Source organism: Erysipelothrix anatis (assembly GCF_009828745.1).
Classification (GTDB): Bacteria; Bacillota_I; Bacilli_A; order Erysipelotrichales; family Erysipelotrichaceae; genus Erysipelothrix; species Erysipelothrix anatis.
The window spans coordinates 1-21,334 of sequence record NZ_WTSX01000006.1 but is presented as its reverse complement, the minus strand read 5'-3'; the positions used below and the strand labels follow the sequence as shown (position 1 = coordinate 21,334).

The 21,334-nt window shown below is 38.6% G+C and carries 15 protein-coding genes and 1 other annotated feature (1 of these 16 cut by a window edge); of the genes, 1 reads left to right on the top strand and 14 read right to left on the bottom strand.

Annotated elements, in window-relative coordinates:
- Window positions 1–19, bottom strand: a sequence feature (ribosomal protein L21 leader region); it reaches 53 nt to the left of the window's first position.
- A 154-nt stretch (window positions 20–173) separates the two neighbouring features.
- The 13 genes from GVV19_RS05510 to GVV19_RS05450 all read right to left on the bottom strand — a co-directional run bounded on the left by GVV19_RS05510 (window position 174) and on the right by GVV19_RS05450 (window position 17,147).
- Window positions 174–1,400, bottom strand: coding sequence for an ABC transporter permease (locus GVV19_RS05510; protein ID WP_159646120.1), 1,227 nt, complete (start codon window positions 1,398–1,400; stop codon window positions 174–176).
- On the bottom strand, window positions 1,397–2,302 hold the full coding sequence (locus GVV19_RS05505; RefSeq protein WP_159646117.1) for an ABC transporter ATP-binding protein: 906 nt from the start codon (window positions 2,300–2,302) through the stop codon (window positions 1,397–1,399). Before GVV19_RS05505 ends, GVV19_RS05510 begins: the two co-directional genes overlap by 4 nt.
- Window positions 2,303–2,408: 106 nt before the next feature.
- A complete protein-coding gene (locus GVV19_RS05500; protein WP_236262327.1) occupies window positions 2,409–3,872 on the bottom strand; it encodes a sensor histidine kinase in 1,464 nt (487 codons plus the stop codon).
- Entirely contained in the window at window positions 3,856–4,524 is a 669-nt protein-coding gene (locus GVV19_RS05495) for a response regulator transcription factor (RefSeq protein WP_159636351.1), read from the bottom strand. Before GVV19_RS05495 ends, GVV19_RS05500 begins: the two co-directional genes overlap by 17 nt.
- Before the next feature lie 45 nt (window positions 4,525–4,569).
- Entirely contained in the window at window positions 4,570–7,608 is a 3,039-nt protein-coding gene (gene dnaE, locus GVV19_RS05490; protein WP_159646114.1) for a DNA polymerase III subunit alpha, read from the bottom strand.
- Between the two features lie 64 nt (window positions 7,609–7,672).
- Window positions 7,673–8,686 (bottom strand): UDP-glucose 4-epimerase GalE, encoded by a 1,014-nt coding sequence (gene galE, locus GVV19_RS05485; RefSeq protein WP_159646111.1) that lies wholly within the window; start codon window positions 8,684–8,686, stop codon window positions 7,673–7,675.
- 15 nt (window positions 8,687–8,701) lie between these two features.
- Window positions 8,702–9,775 (bottom strand): phosphotransferase enzyme family protein, encoded by a 1,074-nt coding sequence (locus tag GVV19_RS05480; protein ID WP_159641353.1) that lies wholly within the window; start codon window positions 9,773–9,775, stop codon window positions 8,702–8,704.
- A 183-nt stretch (window positions 9,776–9,958) separates the two neighbouring features.
- On the bottom strand, window positions 9,959–10,780 hold the full coding sequence (locus GVV19_RS05475) for a ZIP family metal transporter (protein ID WP_201288192.1): 822 nt from the start codon (window positions 10,778–10,780) through the stop codon (window positions 9,959–9,961).
- A 57-nt stretch (window positions 10,781–10,837) separates the two neighbouring features.
- Window positions 10,838–11,785 carry a DHH family phosphoesterase gene (locus tag GVV19_RS05470; RefSeq protein WP_236262326.1) on the bottom strand — a complete coding sequence of 316 codons (948 nt, stop codon included), beginning with the start codon at window positions 11,783–11,785 and terminating at the stop codon, window positions 10,838–10,840.
- A complete protein-coding gene (locus GVV19_RS05465; protein WP_159641359.1) occupies window positions 11,757–12,956 on the bottom strand; it encodes an acetate/propionate family kinase in 1,200 nt (399 codons plus the stop codon). Before GVV19_RS05465 ends, GVV19_RS05470 begins: the two co-directional genes overlap by 29 nt.
- Window positions 12,953–13,267: a YlxM family DNA-binding protein gene (gene ylxM, locus GVV19_RS05460; protein ID WP_236262325.1), complete on the bottom strand. Its 315-nt coding sequence runs from the start codon at window positions 13,265–13,267 to the stop codon at window positions 12,953–12,955. The genes GVV19_RS05465 and ylxM overlap by 4 nt, the downstream gene beginning before the upstream one ends.
- Window positions 13,267–14,217 (bottom strand): signal recognition particle-docking protein FtsY, encoded by a 951-nt coding sequence (ftsY, locus tag GVV19_RS05455; RefSeq protein WP_159646108.1) that lies wholly within the window; start codon window positions 14,215–14,217, stop codon window positions 13,267–13,269. The genes ylxM and ftsY overlap by 1 nt, the downstream gene beginning before the upstream one ends.
- Complete coding sequence (locus tag GVV19_RS05450; RefSeq protein ID WP_159646105.1) at window positions 14,217–17,147, bottom strand: chromosome segregation protein SMC; 2,931 nt, start codon at window positions 17,145–17,147, stop codon at window positions 14,217–14,219. Before GVV19_RS05450 ends, ftsY begins: the two co-directional genes overlap by 1 nt.
- Window positions 17,148–17,271: 124 nt before the next feature.
- Between GVV19_RS05450 and GVV19_RS05445 the strand changes: the two genes are divergently transcribed.
- Complete coding sequence (locus GVV19_RS05445) at window positions 17,272–17,793, top strand: hypothetical protein (RefSeq protein ID WP_159636365.1); 522 nt, start codon at window positions 17,272–17,274, stop codon at window positions 17,791–17,793.
- A 52-nt stretch (window positions 17,794–17,845) separates the two neighbouring features.
- On the opposite strand, the gene GVV19_RS05440 is transcribed toward GVV19_RS05445, so the two are convergent.
- Window positions 17,846–21,016, bottom strand: coding sequence for an InlB B-repeat-containing protein (locus GVV19_RS05440; protein ID WP_159646102.1), 3,171 nt, complete (start codon window positions 21,014–21,016; stop codon window positions 17,846–17,848).
- Window positions 21,017–21,334: the final 318 nt, after the last annotated feature.

Sequence of the window (21,334 nt, the reverse complement as noted above, 5' to 3'; positions counted from 1 at the left end):
TGTGCGGTTGTACGCCTTTCGGACATGCAACTTACGCCTTTTTATGCCTTAACATTATAGCCTATGAATTATCATATGTCTAGTATTCATTGACTTTTTAAGCATTTTTTTCGTTTTCTTACAACAAGAACTATTTTAGCATATTTCATGTCGTAATTGTAGCTGATATTTCTCTAATCTTTAAATTTGCGTTGTTTGAGAATATCCGAGAATTTCATACGGTTTCCATAGTTTAACGATCCTTTACGATAGATATAAATGGAAAGATTCGCAATCGCCACCGTAACACCAAGCATTAGCACTAAAGATGCCACTAATTCATAGACTGGAACCGTCGTCATCATATAACGAATCGGTGTTGTAAAGAGTGACACAAACGGAACGTATGACGCAATTTTAATAACTGTGGCATCTGGCATTCCCATTGCAAACGATGCGAGTAGATAAGCAATCACAAATACAAAGGTAATTGGTGTAACTGCCGAGGAAACATCTTCGACTTTTGTTACGAGTGAGCCAAGCGATGCAAAGATAAATAGATATAAGAAATATCCTGAAATTGAGAAGATAGCATAAATGAGTGCAGCATCCCAGGTAATTGATGCTTGAATCATTGCGGTAATAAATTCTGGATAGTTCCCTTTATTAATCATGTATCCCAAAGTCAATCCGAGAATCATGACAACAACCTGTAAGATTCCAATAAGCCCGACCGCAAGCACTTTCCCAAGAATCAATACTTTGGGTTTTGTACTTGTGATTAATAATTCCATCGTACGGCTATCTTTTTCACGCGCAACGGATGTCGCAACTGATTGACCGTATAAGAGAATCAACATATATAAAACGAATAATACTCCAAACGCTACAAATGTGCTTTGAGATGCATCTTTTCCAAGTATTTGGACACTATTGCTTAGTGTTACTGTAGACGCTTCACGCACTTGATTAGGATCGATACCCTTTTGAGTCAAGTTAGTATCGATGACATTTTGTGTCATGATTGCTTCAACAATTTGTTGATTTTGATTAAACATCGAGCTCTTCAACGTTAACATTGAGTAGCTTGTATCACTATTTATAATTATTCCATCTGTCACCGTTTCATCTTCAACCGCTTCTTTTAGAGCTGTTTCGGATGAATAAACGTGAATTTCCGGTAACGCTTTGAAGACTGGCGCATGAATTGACGTGTCGTCTACCACAACACCAAGTGTCTCATATGTCTTAGGTTCAGCCGTAGTGCTTGTATCATCACTTGAACCTTTATTGAGAAAAATACTCGGTACAAACGTCATTGCCACAAGAATCATCGTAATGATAAGCGTAGAGATAATTGTTGATCGTTTCTTTGCCATTTCTAAGAATTCAAATCGAAATACTGTGCTTAGATTTTTCATGCATTAGTTCCTCCCGCAACATCAACAAAAATATCGTGCAGACTTGGTGTATAGTCACTGAACAATGTAATCGCCATACCTTCTTTAATGGTAAATTCAAGAAGCTCTTGATGGGTCATTGCTTCTGGCAATGTTAGAATCATTGTTTTATGGTCATGCTCAACAGTAACGCCCTTTGTATTTAAGAGTTGTTCAAAAGCGTCATTCGGTGTATTCAAGGCAAGTTTCACTTTATTCATCCCGCGTTCTTGTTTTATTGCTTCTAGTGATCCTTTTAGAATAATCTGCCCAAAATTTATGATTGCTATGTCATCACAAAATGTTTCAACATATGACATCTGATGACTTGAGAATATAATAATGCGGTCATCTGAAATATATTCAGTAAGGGCATCTTGGAACACCTGTGAGTTGACGGGATCAAGCCCACTAAATGGTTCATCAAGAATCAGAATATCCGGTTCATTGAGAAATGCTTGTGTGATTTGAACCTTTTGTTGATTTCCTTTTGATAGGGTTTCAAGTTTACTGTTTAGATAAATGTCTACGCCAAATTTCTTGGACCAATATTCAATTGATTCTTGGGCATGTTGACGTGTTGCTCCTCGAAGCATCGCAAAATACAATAATTGATCTTTTACGAGTGTCTTTGAGTACATCCCGCGTTCTTCTGGTAAATACCCTATTTTATAATCACCAGGTTTAAATGGCTTATCATCCATCGTGATAGTTCCGTCACTTGCTGCAAAAACATCCATTAAAATTCTTAATGAAGTTGTTTTCCCAGCTCCATTTCGGCCAAGATAGCCAAAAATTTGACCTGACTTGACTGTGAATGAAATATCTTTAAGTACATGTTTTTCCCCAAAGTACTTATTTACTTTATGAAAAGTTAGTTTCATTATTTCCCCTCGTTTCTTGTGGCACTATGTTAGTAATGTAACACACTCTATTAGAAATGCAAGGCTTTTATTAAAAAAGAGCCCCTTTTGATTCGGACTCTTGTTCTTATTTTTTTGATCGTGGTTGCTTCTTTTGTTTCTTTACATGGGCTTGGGGCATTGGAGACTGCGCTGGTTTTAGCGTATAGAAGAACGTTGAACCTTTTCCAACCTCAGATGTAACCCAATATTTAGAACCCGTCGCTTCACAAATTGCGCGTACAATTGATAAACCAAGACCTGAACTACCTCCGGTACGTTGATAGTTTTTATCAATCTTATAGTACCGATCCCAGACATGATTAATGACATCAGCATCAATTCCTGGACCATGATCGCTGACTGAAACGATGACTTCTCTTGGGTCAACATGGGCATGAATTTCAATAACACGATCATCACCAACATATTTAGTTGCATTATTGATGTAATTGTAAAGCACCTGTCCCATTTTAATTTCATCCGCAATCACTTCCAACGTTGGATCCACATCAATCACAAAATCAATATCTAACCCTTGGAATAAATTGACACTTCCGAGAACTTGATCATAAAGCTTGAAGGTTGTTTCTTTTATATCGAATACTTGTGATTCATATTTAGATAGCGTGAGCATATCATTGACTAAACGTTCTAAGTGATTCACTTCATCCACGATAACACCCAGATGTTTTTCGCGCATTTCAGGATCGTCTCCCGAAATATCTTGAATCATCTCAGCATATGCTTTAATCATTGTTAGCGGCGTCTTAATATCATGGCTCACGTTCGCTACAAGATCACGGCGTAGTTCGTCTGTCTTGCGGAATTCATGCGTAGCAAAGTTTAATGTTTTGGAAAGTTCTTTTACTTCACTGTATTCATCTTCATTAAATTTAACACTGAGATCCCCATGCGCCAATTTACGCGCATTTTCAGTTATTTGAACGAGCGGTCGTGATAACCGTCGTGACAAGATAAACGTTACGATCGTAGCAAACGAGAAGACCATGAGTGCAACCAATCCAAATTGACGTTTAAGAACAAATATCGTCGAATCCAACAACTCGATGGGCGTATTTAGGAAGATGTAGAAATCATTATCTTGAATCTTTGCATTTTTACCGTAAAAGTACATACCTTGTTCAAAAATTTCACTATCGAAGCGAATTGAAAAGTCATGAGATTGTGAATTTTGAGTCATCTTCATATATTCTTGGACTGCATCTGACGAGAGATTTGAGATATGACAGTTTGTCCCAACTGCATCCGCATTGATAATTCGTATTCCGCGTTCATTATAAACGACAGCACACATGTTTTCTTTCGCTAACATCTGCGTCATTGCTTTTTCGGAATTGTAGAAATCTTCACGCATTAAAAGGCGTTCAATTTCAAGAACGTTCTTCTGAATGGTCTGCGCACGGTTTCGTTCATAATAGGGTCCAATAAATGAAATCTGGAGCATCCACAAAAATAAAAGCATGAGTCCAGTTAGTACTAAAAAGTACAACCAGACTCGAAATGCCATATTTTTAGTTGATGACTTCAAATTTATAACCTGTTCCGCGTACTGTCACAATATAATCTCTGTAAGCACCGAGGTTTTGGCGCAACATTTTAATGTGGGTATCCACGGTACGATAATCACCATAATAATTATAATTCCATACTTTATCTAATAATACATCTCTAGATAAGGCTTGATCCTTGTGTTGAATGAGAAATACAAGTAAGTCGAATTCCTTAGGTGTAACATTGATACGTTCACCATCCACCGTCAAATTACGGCCCGTAATATCAACTTCAAGTCCGCCAAAAGTATAGACAGAGTGTTTCATTCCTTTTGATCGTTCTGCTACGGCTTTAATGCGTGCCATGAGCTCACGAGGTGAGAATGGTTTCGTTACATAGTCGTCAATTCCAAGTTCAAATCCGAGAAGTTTATCAAACTCTTCTTGGCGTGCTGAAAGCATAATAATTGGTACATCTTTGATTTTTTTAATTTCTCGGCATGCTGTAAACCCATCAAGATTAGGCATCATGATGTCCAGTACAACAACATCATAATCTTCTTCTTTTACTTTATCGATGGCTTCTTGACCATCGGATGCTTCATCCGCAATCAAACCAGATGCTTTTGCATATTCTTTTGCTACTTCGCGAATTTTGACTTCATCGTCAACAATTAAAAATTTAATCATCTGTATCACCTCTTAGTTGTAGTTATATCATACACGAAACGGGTACTAGTTTTCAAACGTAAACATATCTTGAACAATAATTGAATCTGTTTCTTTTACCTGGACTTTGATGAGAACAACCGCTCCAACTTCAAGTTGGTCTTTAATTTTTTCATAGACATTATTGAACACAACAACATCTTTATTATCCGTGTCATCACTAATTTGGAGGAACGCCATCATTTTGCCATTCTTTGCGCGATGCTGTTTGACTGCTTCAATCATTCCAATGACGCGATAGTATTCATAACGTGGCTCGAGTTGAACAAGCGAATCCGTGCCATGTTTGACTTTTAAAGATTTCGTTGGATGGTCTGAAAAGTAAAAGCCTAATAAATCATGCTCATACGCTAAAGTCGCTCGAACATTCTCATTAACCTGCGTAAATATGGGTTCGCTAATTAGTGAAAAGTTGAGTTGTTTTCGACCGTCTTTTTCAACTTTAATTATATTGGCATAGCGAATGGCTTCTTCTAATGATGCGAGCATCGACTCACGATTAGCACCAAAGTAATCCATCGCACCCGCTTTAATCAACATCTCAAAATGACTCTTTTTAACCCCGACAAGATTTAAACGGCTCACCGCGTCATAAAATGATTTGTACGATCCATTCTCTGAACGTTCTGCTTCAATCTCTGCAGCAATTGTTGCACTGATTCCTTTAATGATAGTGAACGGCATGCGAATTTTAACACCATCTAATGTGTAAGCACTCTGACTATGGTCTAAATTGACACTTAATAGACTCACATTACGGCGACGACATTCGTCAATATATTGTCGAGTCTTGACATCGCTCCCTAAAACACTCGAGAGGAGTTCTGTATAAAAAAGATGTGGGTAGTTTGCTTTGAGATATGAGAGTTGATAGGCAATCAAACCATACGCAACAGAGTGAGATTTATTGAACCCATAATTTGCGAATTTTTCGATTAAATCATAAATTTCATTTGCAAGTTCGCGATCATGGCCTTCACGAAGACATCCGTTAATAAAATCTTCCCGAAGTGCATTGAGTTCAGCTGCATTTTTCTTACCCATCGCTTTTCGCAAGATATCCGCTTTTCCAAGTGTGAAACCTGCCATTATTTGCGCAACCTGCATAATTTGTTCTTGATAGATTAGAATTCCATAGGTAGATTCAGTAATTTCACGTAATTTCGGATGTAAATATTTGACGCTTGACGGGTCATTACGAGACGCCAGGTACAGTGGAATATTTTCCATCGGTCCTGGACGATATAACGCGATTGTGTCGACGATGTCCATAAACTTGCTTGGCTTTAGTTTTTTAAGCAATGCTTTCATTCCATCCGATTCTAATTGAAATACCCCGACAGTTTCGGCAACCGACAGTAGTTGGTAGGTTTTTGCATCGTCCATTGGAATTTTCATAATATTAAATGCGGTCGTTTCATTAATTTTACGTGCGATGTTGTCAATGATCGTTAGGTTTCTTAGTCCCAAAAAGTCTATTTTGATAAGTCCAATAGCTTCTAAGTATGTCATATCATACTGTGTTACATGCGTTTCATCATCAAACGCGAGCAGTGGCACAACATCGTCAAGTGGTTTGCGTGACATAACCACTCCAGCTGCATGTTGTGAAGCATGGCGCAGTAACCCCTCTACTTTTAAGGCAATTGTAAAAACACGCATAAGGTTTTTATCGCTATTAAGAAAGGTTCTAAATTTCGGAACGTTGTCATAATTTTCTTGAAGCGTACTTGCACTAATTAACTTTGCACCCGTATCTACAGTGCGAATTGGAATTTGTAACACTCGACCAACATCACGGAACGCTTGACGCGCTCGTAATGTCCCGAATGTCACAATGTTCGCAACATGATTGTGACCATATTTTTCTTGGACATATTGAATTACAAGATGACGCTTGTCATCTGGAAAGTCGATATCAATATCCGGCATCGAGATTCGCTCGGGATTCAAGAATCGTTCGAAAAGCAAACCATATTCAATCGGATCTACTTCGGTAATTCCCAATGCATAAGCAACCAAAGATCCGGCAGAACTCCCACGACCCGGACCAACATAAATGCCCTCTTTTTTTGCGTATCGGATAATATCGTAAACAATTAGAAAATAATCTGTGAAATTCATACCATTTATGATTGATAATTCGTACTCGAGACGATCTTCATAAACTTTGTTCACTGGTTGCTTAATACGACGACTTAAACCAAAAGCAGCAAGTTTGGATAAGTATACATCGTTGCGAACCGATTGACCTGTCTCAAAATGGGGCAATGATGTTTTAATACTAAAAACATCAACGGTGCACATATCCGCTATTTTCTGTGTGTTTTCCAAACAACGTGTATCATACATCGATGCCATCGCTTCTTGGGAATAGAAATTACGATGGGGCGACGAAACCAACGTCTTATCTTCTAAATACGTTCCTTTACCTATCGCTTGAACAACCCTAAAGGCTTCTTCATCACCTTCAAGTTCGTAGTAAACTTTAGACATAGCAACCGGCTCAATATCGCTAAAAATGGCCATATCGATAAGCTGCGAGTTTGTTTTTCGGAAGAAATTCGATTCTTGGTGTGATATTCCAATGTATAGGTGAGAAAACATTTGCTTCAAAACATTAAGACGGTGCTGAACCTCATCTAAATTTTGATTTAATAATGCTTTTTCAAACGGTCCACCTTCCGAATGTGCTATCACTATCAGCGATTTTTCATACGGCAATATTTCTTCGAATGTAAGTGCTGATTTTTGACTTAACACATGACTCAGATGCATCAAGCCAATATATCCGGAGTTATCTTTCGCAAGCAATGTCGTTGTAAACGTCTCTTCTTCATGTGAGAGCGTCACTTCCATTCCAAACAATGGCTTAACACCAGCTTTTTCGGCTACTTTTTGAAACTCCAAAGCACCAAAAAGGACATGCGAATCTGTCAGAGCAACAGCTTGCATGTTATTTTCTTTAGCATTTTTGACGATTGCTTCCACCGACATCAGCCCTGCCAGTAACGAATACGAACTCCGAACGTTTAAATGTATCATGGGTCACCTCATTGTCTTTATTATAGCGTATGTTCGAAAAGAAAAGAACGTATATACGTTCTTTTTATCCTTCATAACCATTCGGGTTGTTACTTTGCCAACGCCATGTATCTTCGCACATTGTATTAATGTCACGGGTTGCTTCCCAACCGAGTTCTACTTTTGCTTTATGAGCATCTGCATAGCATGTTGCAATGTCTCCAGGGCGTCTAGGTTCAATTGTATACGGCACTGCTTGACCTGATGCCCTTTCAAATGCCTTTACAACATCCAACACAGAATAGCCATTCCCAGTCCCTAAGTTATAAACAACATAGCCCTGACGGTCACGAATTGGCTTAAGTGCGGCTACATGACCTGTCGCTAAGTCAGCAACGTGGATATAATCACGAACACCCGTTCCATCTGGCGTATCATAATCATCACCAAAAACTGATAATTTTTCTCGCTTACCGACAGCAACTTGAGCAATGTAAGGAACCAAATTATTTGGAATTCCTGCAGGATCTTCACCAATAGTACCCGATGCATGTGCTCCAATTGGATTAAAGTAACGTAAAATTACGACATTCCACTCTGGATCTGAATTTTGGAGGTCCTTAAGAATATCCTCTGTCATCAATTTAGTTGCACCGTATGGATTAGTCGTCGATAATTCAAAGTCTTCTAAGATTGGATTTGTTTTTGGCGATCCATATACTGTTGCTGATGAGCTGAAGATAATATTTTTGACATCATGGTCACGCATCACTTCGAGCAATGTCAAAGTACCCGAGATATTGTTTTTGTAATATTCAAGAGGTTTAGAAACCGATTCACCAACTGCCTTGAATGCAGCAAAATGAATTACAGCATCTACTTGTTCAGCACCAAACACAGCACTAAGGGCTGGTTTATCTGTGATATTCACTTTATACATTCTCGGTCTTTGACCTGTAATAGCCTCAATGCGATCTAAAACTATGGGACTCGCATTAGAATAGTCATCTACAATTACAACTTCATGTCCTTGTTCTATCAATTCTATTGTTGTGTGGCTTCCAATATATCCAGCACCACCTGTTACTAAAATTCTCATGTTTCTAACTGCTCCTTATCTGTATTTGTTGACAACAGCATGCATCGCATCCCATTGTGCTTCCATATCTTGAATCAGTTTCATTTGTGTTCGTGAGCGAACAAGATTGTGAGTATCGTAATCTGTTTTGAAATAATTATCGCCATCAATGTAATCCGTTAAGAAACGCATACCACATTCTAATGTCATCATTTTAGCACCGACTGCAAATTGATCCAACTCAACATCCGTAAATGATCCATTACCACCTTCGATGAACCCTTTCGTAAATGCTTCATAGTACTCAATACTAAAGTTTACTTTATTCAGATCTTGTTCATCTTCAAGAGCTGTACTGGCTCCAAAGCGAATGGCATCACCAAAGTCATCAACCGCAAACCCTGGCATGACGGTATCTAAATCCACAACACATAACGCTTGTTTTGTCACATTGTCTATCATGACGTTATTTAGTTTTGTGTCATTATGCGTGACTTTAAGGGGCATTTCTCCTTTTTCATGCAGATCCCATAGGATGTTCATGAAATCAGCTCGTTCTTTATAGAAATTAATATCTTCTTGAACTGCTGCAGCACGACTATGTGGGTCACGGGCAATCGTCTTTTCAAAAGTTACATAACGTGATGGTGTATGATGAAATTTCTCAATTGTATAGTGCAATGTTTCTACTGGAAATTCTGAGAGTTGATATTGAAATTTACCAAATGCAACGCCACTTTGATAGAAGACTTCTGGATCTTCAACCAAGTTAAAAGATGTAGCATTGGAGATATATTGGTAAGCCCTCCAATAGTTTCCTTCTAGATCTTGCGTGTATAATGCATCATCGTGAGTGCGAATAATTTCAAGAACTTCACGTTCGGCATTTCCGCCTTCCTCAGTGACAATTTTCTTGATATACTGCGTAACACGTTCAACATTTTCCATCAAACCAACTGGATTGGTAAAAATTTGATGATTGATGCGCTGAATAACATATTGATTCGTATCAAAATCGACAAGATACGTATCATTAATGTGACCATCGCCAACTGGCTTATGGTTTTTATATTCCCCATTGAATTTAAACTCGTTTATTACAGTTAACATAATGCCTCCAATAATTTACTTATACTATATAGTATACACCTTTGCCCTTTCGTTTTAAATAAGATAAAGGGCTTTCATCACCTCACAAACATTCACAATATTGAGATATAATTGAATGAACAAGAATACACAATCAACTCATATCTCCCATCACCAAAATAAAAGACCATTAAAAATGGTCTTTTATCCCAATCCAACATCCAACAACATCATGATGGTAAACCCAATCATACATCCTATAGTAGCAATGTCTGAACGCATATTATCGTTACCAATATGAGCTTCTGGTATTAACTCTTCAACAACAACATAAATCATTGCACCAGCCGCAAATGCTAAGGCAAACGGTAATAAGGGTTGCATTACAGTTACCGCATATGCGCCTATCATTCCTGCGAACGGTTCAACAATCCCACTTGCTTGTCCATACATAAATGCTTTACTTCGTGACATTCCCTCGCGACGCAAAGGAATTGAAACAGCAGCCCCTTCAGGAAAGTTTTGAAGACCAATCCCTATTGCAAGGGCAATTGCACCAGCAATAGTTGCACTTGGCATTCCTTGTGCAGCAGCACCAAAAGCAACCCCTACGGCGAGCCCTTCAGGAATATTATGAAGTGTAATCGCCATCACAAGTAAAACAGAGCGTTGCCAATGTGTTTTGATTCCTTCTGCCTCATCAGTTGGTTGTCCTAAATGAAGGTGAGGTAAAATCTTATCTGCAAGAAATAAAAATGCGCCTCCTGATAAGAAACCTCCTGCAACAATGAGCAAGACATTTTGATCAATAGCTTCAGCCATATCAATGGCTGGTGCTAATAATGACCAAAAGCTTGCGGCAATCATAACCCCCGCCGCAAATCCCAACATTCCATTGAGAACCCCTTTATGGATTCGTTTAAAAAAGAAGACAGTGGCAGCACCAAGTGCTGTAACACCCCATGTGAAGAGTGTCGCAAGAAGTGCTTGAATTACAGGTTGTTGTTCCAAAAACCAAGTCATCATAATCTTTCTCCTCTATAGTGTGAAAAAGCAGTTGCCTTTAGGCAACTGTTCTTTTTCTTATTCTCCAATACTTCGTTTAGCAAGAATTTCAATGATTTCAGATACATTTTCTTTCGTAAGTTTGCTGACGCCAGATGCCAATCGGTGACCACCGCCACCAAATTGTTGTGCAATATCGTTAATTGTGTACTCGCGTGAGCGAATTGAACCTTCATATGAGCCATCTTCGTCTTGAGTAAAGATTGCCCAAATGCTAAATTCTTGAACACCTGACATTACATTGACAAATCCTTTAATTTGCTTACTTGTAGAACCTACTTCAGCAATGCGTTCGGAATCCATGACTATGAAAGAATGCGCTTCTTTGACTTCTACAAACTGTGCAATCTTGTTTTTAAGTTCAAAGACTGCGCGAGGTTGTGTAAAGAGATCTTGATTCAATTTAGAAATGTTTGCACCTTGTTCAATTAAAAAGGATGCTGATGCAAGCGTTTTTCCAGATGTCGCTTCTGTTGAGAAACGAATTGTATCTGTTAAAATTCCACTTAATAGAGTATTCGCAATGTCTTCGGTAAATGACTTGTCAAAACCACGGAGAATATCGGTGACGATTTCACACGCACTTCCACGTGATGTATCTACCATCTGTAAGTCGCCATATGGATCAACTTCTGGATGGTGATCAATCTTAACAAGTTGTTTACCTAAAGTGTAACGCTCATCGTCAATGCGTGGACGGTTAGCTGTATCAATAACAACTGATAGAAATTCACCCGATAATTCAACGTCATCCATCATTGGATAAATTGAATAATGATGGTCATTTGACCCTAAAAGGTGAACGGTCTTATTAGGATAATTATGTTTCACCCATTTTGCAAATCCAACCTGTGATCCCAAAGCATCACCATCTGGATTTACATGACGAAAGACAGCAATTGTATCGTAGGCTTCAATGAGTTGAAGCAGTTCTTGACTACCCTTCATTGTGAATGCGGAATGCATCTTGTGCAATCATCAATTCTTCATTTGTTGGAACAACCCAAACAGCAACTTTTGATGCATCTGTACTTAAACGAACTTCATCGCCATGTGTTGCATCATTAAGTGCTGGATCGTACTCAATACCAAGTCCTTCTTTAATAACATCAAGAACTGCAGCACGGGTGCCGTTGTCGTTTTCGCCCAAACCAGCTGTGAACGCAATTACGTCTACACCGCCCATTTGAAGTGCATATGCACCAACGTATTCAAGTACGCGTTGTGCATACATTTTACGTGTTAAGATAGCACGCTCGTGTCCTGCTTCAATAGCATTTTCGATATCACGTGCATCACTTGAAATCCCACTGATTCCAGCCATTCCTGATTTTTTGTTGAAGATGTTTAAGACTTCTTCTGCTGAAATGTTTTCTTTTCTCATAAGGTATGTCACGATTGCTGGATCCAAATCACCAGTACGTGTTCCCATGATAAGACCTGCTAATGGTGTGAATCCCATTGATGTATTTACACAAATACCATCTTTTACAGCACTTACAGAAGCACCGTTTCCTAGGTGAAGTGTAATAACACGTAATCCTTGTTCATCACGACCCATGAGTTCTGCAGTACGTTTTGAAACATAGTCATGAGAAACACCGTGTGCACCATAACGACGTACTTTATGATCTGTATAGTAGTCATATGGTAAAGCATACATAAATACTTCTTCAGGCATTGTTTGGTGGAATGCTGTGTCAAATGCAAAGATATGTGTCGCATTTGGTAATTCTTTACTAAATGCACGGTATCCGATTAAGTTTGCAGGGTTATGTAATGGTGCTAAATCTGCCAATTCTTCAACTTTTGAAATTGAATATTCATCACAAATTACTGACCCTTGGAAATACTCTCCCCCGTGAACGACACGGTGTCCAGCTGCTTCAATTTCTGATAAGTCAGAAACAATATTTTTTTCAACAAGGCCACTTAAAACAAGGTCCGCTGCAAGCTGATGATCTGGAATATCCATTGTAACTGTTTCTTTTTTTCCATCATATTTGAATGTTAAGATTGAATCATTTAATCCAATACGCTCAACGATTCCGTTTACTAAAATTGTAGCTTCTGGCATTTCCAATAATTGGAATTTTAATGAACTACTTCCGGCATTTACTGCTAATACTTTACTCATAATTTCCTCCCTTTGATAAATGTATCGAGTATGGCATTGACGTCATTGTTTTCAAGAGCATACAGTTTATCAAACAACGTCTGATAACCATTTGCTACACCGAGTTTTTCTTCGTACTCGATCAATAACTTTGAAGTTCGATTTAAATTATCGAACACGGCCGCACGACTAATTCCAAGAATATCGGCAATCTCTTGATATGATAAATCATCATGATAATAATATCGAAAGACCTCCTGCTGACGTTGGGTCAGTAGTTTCTCATAATAATCGTACAGCTTATTTAGAAATACTGTTTTTTCAATATTCATCAGGCATTGTCACTCACAAGGTTATAGAGGTATGCTTCAATATCAAATGGGCGTAAATCTTCCATTTTTTCACCCAATCCAATATGACTTACTTTGATACCCAGTTCATCCTTTATACTTAGGAGAACTCCACCTTTTGGTGAACCATCGAGTTTTGTAACAATTAATGAATCAATTGGCGTAACTTCGGTGAAAGTTTTTGCTTGTAACAAACCGTTTTGGCCTGTATTTCCATCAATCACAAGATATGTATGGTCGATTGCGCCAACTTCACGTTCTAAAACACGTTTCATTTTGTCGAGTTCTTTCATTAAGTTGACTTTATTTTGAAGACGACCTGCGCTATCGCAAATCATGACATCATACGCTTCTGCTTTCGCATGACGCGCTGCATCAACATAAACTGACGCAGCATCACGACCCTCATCGCCTCCAATAAAATCAACACCAATTTCATCTGCCCAAACTTTTAATTGATTACTACCAGCTGCTCTAAAGGTATCGCCTCCAACCAGGAGAACGCGTTTTCCTTCGGATTTATAGTAGTGTGCAAGTTTGGCACATGTCGTCGTTTTACCCGACCCATTAACACCAACAACTAGTATAGCATTTAGACGACTATCTTCAAGTGCATAGGGTTCGATATTTTCACCATATTGGCGCATCATAACCCCTGCTAGGGTCTCTAAACTCTCTTCTTGCGTCATTGAAGGCTTAACTTCTTTACGAAATGCCTTGATTATTTTTTGTGCACTTTTTAATGAAACGTCTGATTGGATTAAAACCGCAAGCAAATGATCATACCATGCATCATCAAATTTTGGCTTTCCTGTAAACATTTCTTTGAGTTTTGTACCAAACGTTGCTTTTGTTGAATCTAGCCCCGTACTGTATAACTCTTTGTCTTCTTTTTTAGAGAACGATTGTTTTAATTTGTCAAAAAATCCCATTATGCTTTCGCCTCCTTCATTTCTACTGCTTCCTCAAGTCGAACACGTAACATTGACGAAACACCTTTTGTAGGCATCGTCACACCATATAAGACATCAGCTTGCGCCATCGTTCCTGGACGGTGTGTAATTACGATAAATTGTGTATCATCGCTAAATTTACGAATATAGTTTGCAAAACGTTCAACGTTCGCGGAATCAAGTGCTGCTTCGACTTCATCAAAGATACAAAGTGGTACATGACGTGCTTTAAGAATTGCAAATAGAACTGATATTGCAATCAGTGATTTTTCACCACCAGAAAATAGTCGAATATTTTGTACTGATTTCCCGGGAGGCTGTACATCAATATCAACCCCCGTATTAAGTAAGTCATTTTCATCTTCAAGAATTAAACGAGCGCGTCCGCCACCAAATAAGGCACTAAAGACAGCCGGAAGTTCCTCGTTAATTTTGTCGAACATTTCTTTGAATTGCTTGACCATGATTGTATCCATTTCTTCGATGACAGCAAGTAACTTGTCGCGTGCGCCATGAAGATCTTCAAGTTGCGTCGTATAGAATTCATAACGTTCTTTAGTCTCCGCATATTCTTCAGGCGCTTCCAGGTTCACATTTCCAAGCGCTGTAAGTTCATTACGAAGTTTAAGGACTTCATCACGACTCATTGCAGCATCTTGGTCATATACGTTTTCAAATGCATAGTCATACGTCATTTGGTATTCAGATGATAATCGCTCTAATCCTGTTTCCAATCGTGTATTGTTTTTAGTAATATCTAGTGCTAGTTGATGACGTTTTTGTGTGAGACCATTTAAATCTTGACGATACTGACGTAACAGAATCTCTTTCCGTTGAATTTCAGTGCTAATGCCTTGGCGTTGTTCCCGCATCAATGCAATGTTAGTGGTGAGTTCGTCACGTTCCATGTAAGCTTTATTGAGTTGTGCGACAATATCATCGCCTTCCCCTTCTGGTACTTCTGTGACATCATCAGGATTTAAATCTTCATACTCTTGTTTTAATCGTTCATATTTGGATCGTTTAACATCTAAGAGCGGTTCCAATTGCGCTAGCGAAATACGGCGTTGCATTAAGATATCACTTTCGTTTTTATGCGTTGTTGTTAATGCGTGCATGGCATTTTCGCTTAAGATAAGTTTTTCTTTATCTTGGATGATTTCTTGTTCAAGATTCTCTTTATCTTTTTTTAGTGTCATAACAGAAGTGTTGTTATTGCGGTTTTTACCACCCGTCATCGTTCCACCACGATGAATCACATCACCATCCATAGTTACGATTTTATAGTTGTGGTTCAACATTTTTGCGATTCGGTTAGCTGCTTCGATCGTAGTCACGACGAGAACATTTCCAAGTAGGCTGTCACGTAACTGATCATAAACTGCATCATTTGTTACAAATTCGCTGGCCACACCTGCAAAGCCGTCAACGTGTGATGCAACCGTAATTGCATCCTCTGAAACACTGCGAGGCTTCGCAACGGTTAACGGAATAAATGTTGCACGACCCGCATTGTTCTTTTTCAAGAAGTTAATCGCATTAACAGCTGCCTTGTCATCATTTGTTACCAGATGCATCATGGAGCCTGCTAAAGCTGTCGTAATTGCAATTTCATAATTTTCAGTTGCAGTAAATACATTACCCACAACATCATGAACACCAAATAGCGAACTCTTGCTATTCATAATTGCTTGAACACCATGATTTGACTCATAAGGACGTTCCAATCGTGAATTTACAATATTGAGTCGGTTTTCTAACTGTTGAATTGCTGTTGTAAGTCGAGCGACATCTTGTTGCTGATCTGCAAGTTTGCGATTTCGTTCATAGCTGTTTTCAACCAACATTTCAACTTCTGCACTTAATTCTTGATGGCGTGCTTTACGATCATCGTATTCAAGTTTTGCATCGTTGAGCTGTGCTCGCATTTCTTTCGCTTTTTCTTGGGCATTTCCAACTTCCAGCGTATATTTACGGCGTTCTTCAATTTCAACTTTTCGCGTTTCCAAGAGTCCGATTTCGCGAATCGCTGCCATCATGTTTTCTTGTGCTTTTGAAACATCACGATCCAATTCATGGAGTGCTTGGCGTTTGGATTCTAATTCGTGTTCGTAAACCCCTTCAGATGTCTCAAGTGAAGCAAGTTCGGCATCAATTTTAAATAAGTTTTGTTTGATAACTTCGTTTGCTTCAGTGAATTCTTGAATTTCTTTAACCAATACCGAAACTTCTACTGCTTGTAGGAGTTCTTTTTTATCACGATATTGTTCCGCTTTTTTAGCTGCACGTTTTAGTGAATTCACTTGACGTTCAACTTCATCAACAATGTCTTGCATCCGTTCCATGTTTTCACGTGTTCGCTCCAACTTGTTGATGGATTCAATTTTTCGTTTCTTGTATTTCGAAACACCTGCCGCCTCTTCGAATATCATACGACGTTCTTGTGGTTTGGCTTCCGCAAAATACGAAATTGTTCCTTGTGAGATAATGGACAGTGAATCTCGTCCTAACCCAGTATCCATAACCAAATCATGAATGTCACGAAGACGCACAGCTGTCTTATTAATCAGATACTCTGATTCACGCGTATCACGGTATAAACGTCGTGTAACTTCAACTTCTTCGTAATCACTGTTTAATGGTTTAGAACCATTATCAAAGACAAGCGTTACTTCAGCTAAATTTACTTTTTTTCGGTTCTCAGAACCGTTAAAAATAACGTCTGTCATACTTGACCCACGCATCGATTTTACTGATTGTTCACCTAATACCCATCGTATCGCATCGCTAATGTTACTTTTACCGCAACCATTAGGACCAACCACACCAGTTACAGGATCCTCGAAATTTATGACTACTTTATCTGCAAAGGATTTAAATCCTTGCATTTCAATTTTCTTGAGGAACATAGTTACCCCCATTCTTATCTTGTCTATTATAGCGTAATTTCACAATAAACAAAAGGTTATGAAAGTCGAAATTTGCTTTCTTCTGTGAAGCGTGGTAAAGTAAATTCGTGAGTGAGGAGACATTATGGCTAAAAAAATAATACTCGTTGCATTTACAGCGTTTGCTATAGTTGCGATATTCATTGGACTTTATAACCAATTTAGTAGTCAAACAGTAGCGATGACGCGTACTGTAGACACAGTTGATTCTGTAATTTCTACATCTATTTCAATCGATGACATTTCAAAATATTCAAAAGAAAACCCTGGTAATCACGTATTTTTAATTCGTGATGGTAAATCCGATTCCGATTATGTAATTAATTCTATTCTGACACCACTTGCTAAAGAACAAGAGAAACGTCCAACACCGGAAATTGTTTCAATTGATATTAGCAGTGCTGAGAATATGACCGGAACCCGTCTTAAGAATTTATTTGGTGTCGATTCGTATCCTGCGTTTGTTTATGCAAACTTTGATACAACAAAAAATCAACTTAACGTAGAATCAAGCATTTCGTTTAATTCTAAAAAACCAATGACTGTAGATGAATTAAGAACATGGTTCTTCAACAACAAACTTTGGACTGGCTTATATAAATCATAAGCCAGTTTTTTTATTGAAAAAAGGTACCCTCTTAGAAGGTACCTTTTTTTTGTTATGCTTTGACTTTACGTCTTTTTGTTGTAAGTACACGCAGTATGACACCAGCAGCAAGTATGATATAACCAGTTTGATGTGTTGTAACACCTGTTGGAGGAAGGACTACTTTATCCTTTTTCCAGATAGCAAATACATTCACATCAGCATGGATTGTAACTTCTTGACCAATTGCGAAGGCTGTACCTTGACCATCCGATTGCGTATTCCACCCGACAAATGTATAGCCTTTACGCGTCATCGTTGGGCTCGCAATTACAGCGACTTCACCGTCTAAATACTGTTTAGTATCTACTGGAACTGATCCGTCAGTAAATCCATTTCCATCATACATTACACGATATGTTTCCGTGATGCCCTCTTTTGTCCAAATGGCATAAAGCGTTACATTGTCTGTAATCGTCATCTGAGAGCCTTCGCGATACGTTGTTCCTGTACCGTCTTTTTGTGTATTCCAACCCGTAAACGTGTATCCTGTTTTCAGGAGTGTTTCTGGACCTTTAACAGTAACAAGGGCTTGGGTTTCATACGCATTCGCATCAACCGGCTCAGTTCCTGCAGTATGTCCGTTTCCATCATACATCACAACATATTTTTCAGGTAATTTCATCCATTGAGCATAAAGATCTAAGTCTTGAGATATTATGATGTCCTGACCACCTACATAAGCATCACCCGTTCCATCTGCTTTCGTATTCCATCCTGTAAATTGATATCCAAACTTAATAAGATTTCGCGCACCTAATATTTTGGTTTGTGCACCGTTGAGATAGTTATTGATATCGATTGGAACAACTCCCGCAGTATGGCTATTTCCAAAATAGGTAATTCGATAAGTTACTGGAATGACATCCCACATTGCATACAATGAAACATTTTCTGTCATCGTCAGTGTATCCTGTGGAAGGTATACTGTCCCTAATCCATCAGCTTGTGTATTCCAACCAATGAATCGGTAACCATCTTTAATGAGTGTACCTTCACCAAGAAGTGTCGCAGTCGCTCCTTCTAAGTACTCAGTTACATCAATTGGTGCCTCACCGGCGGTATTTGTGTTTCCAAAGTATTTAATTGAGAATGTTATTGGAATTTCTTCCCAAAGCGCATAAAGCACTTGGTTTTCTGCTTGATAGTTGATGATTTCATCTGGTCCGTAGACTGGCTCTGTAGCATCCGGTTGAAGGGCCCATCCAATAAATCGGAATCCATCTCGACCTAACTTCGAAGTATCAGGATTCAATGTCGATCCAGTTCCTCCAATCACGCTGACAGTATAGTAGTCGTAGATTTTGCCATCAGCGGCAGCTTCGTAATAGACTTTACCTTGATATCGATCTAAGGTTTCGAGCTCATAGCGACCACCATTTGCATTGTATCGAATTGACGCAATCTGTACCGCCCCATTTGCTTTATGACGGGCATAACCACGCTGATCGGTAGCACCAGTTACATCATTATTAGTGTTATCGGCAACACCATCCGGTTTTATGATTAGTGTTAGAATCGGTTCTTGGTTGTAACCTGCAACAAATTGTGTGCTATTCGCTTCTAATGTTACATTGTCATTTCCAAATACTGACTTTAAAGGATGTGTATTGGCATCGAGATTAATGACATTGTTCGATCCTAAATCAGTTCCCCCGAGCCTGGATACATCTTTATAGTCACTTGCCACATTGAGGTTCCCGTTGGCATCATATACGCGGTTACCGGCAAAAAGACTCCCCTTAATGGATGCACTATTGCTTCCGTATTGACCACTAAGCCCGATAGCCCCACCGTTTTGATTTTGGCGTGAGGACTCATTACCCGCTTGATTATTTACAAAAGTTGAGTTTGTGACATTATTGGTCATGGAGCTAAAAAAACCAATTTTGAAGAATTGAATCGCACCACCTGATAGATTTCCTCCGTTCAATCCCAATGCTAGATTATCGGTAAAGGTGCTGTTCGAAATATATGTTTTCCCTTTACCTTCAACCATTATTGCTCCACCATCATCGGATGCGAAGTTGTTGGAGAAGGTCGACTCCGAGATGTTTAGGGTCGAGTTTGGATTCGCATTTTTAATGAATATTGCTCCACCATCATCAGCAGTACGGCTTGGAGAGCTTGCACTCCCTTGTGCTTTGTTGTTATCAAAGACTGATTGTTTGATGTTCAATGTCCCATTAAAATTATTCATGTGAATGGCACCACCGCCACCACCTAGTACTCCTGAGTAAAATCCCACATTAACGTTGTTTCGGAATACTGAGTTTTCAATAGTCATAACCGCCGTATACCCTTTAGTCGAGATTGCACCTGCTTCATAGCCAGATGCTGACCCAACGTTGTTTGCAATGGTTGAATTTCGAACAGTTAAGTCAACATCTGAGCTAATCCAAATTGCAGACCCAGTGTTATGACCTTTACTATCATGAATGTACATACCATCCAAGACAGTCGTAACATTTAACTTCATTGTCCCATCAGCACTATTTGAGATACTTGAGTTTGTAAAATTTAACGTTCCGGAACGACGTCCATCTTCAAAGATGTACCCATTTCTTCCTGAACCATTCAAATGAATATTGGTTATCGTTAATGTCTTGTTTCCATTTCCAGTTAACGTTATTTTTCCTTCAGTCCAGTTTACATTATTACCATCTATGGTAAAGGCGACATCAGGAATTGCTACTGACATTGGCCCTGAGATAAATGTTGGTGCAAGTTTAATCGTTTGCCCATCTTGAACATTTACAATCGCTTCTTGCAACTCTGCCACAGTTTGAATATTCGCGATATCATATTGCGTGGCTTCAGCTGATGCAGGCTGTACTGAATCCGTTACAGGGTCTACTAATTGTTCTTCAGCTAATTGGGATGGTTTATCATCCTTTTCTTCGTCATCAATTTGATCATTAGTACGATCTTCTAGCTCATCAACATTTGTAGTTTCAGCATTCGTATCAGTAGTTTCATCTGTCTTTTCATCGCGGATGGAGGTTTCTTCTTCAATTTCAGTGGAAATTGTCGCTTTTTCTGTCTTATCATCCGTGTACATTTGCTCCTGACTGGTGGTTTCTGTAGATGTTTGCGTTGCATCTATAGCCATCGCCGGATAGATTGAACCAATGTATAAAAGCATTGCTAACGCAATGATAGCAATTGATTTTAAACGTTTCATAATAACCCCCCCGTTAAACAAAACTGTTTATATATACATTATAAGTTATTTTTTTCTTCACGTTTCGTTATATAAAATAATATGTTATTTATTTCACTAATAAAAAACATACGGACTTAACATAGTTCACCTCCGCATTATCTTGTGAAATATCGCTTATTATTAATAAACATCATAAAAAAACCTTCTGATGGAACTGACCTAGTTCCTTGGGACTCAAGAAAAAACCTCTTGTAAACGAATTATTGTAAAATGATTCAATACGGGAGGTTTTCTTATGGGAACACGGATTATGCATAGTTATGAGATAAAAATGAA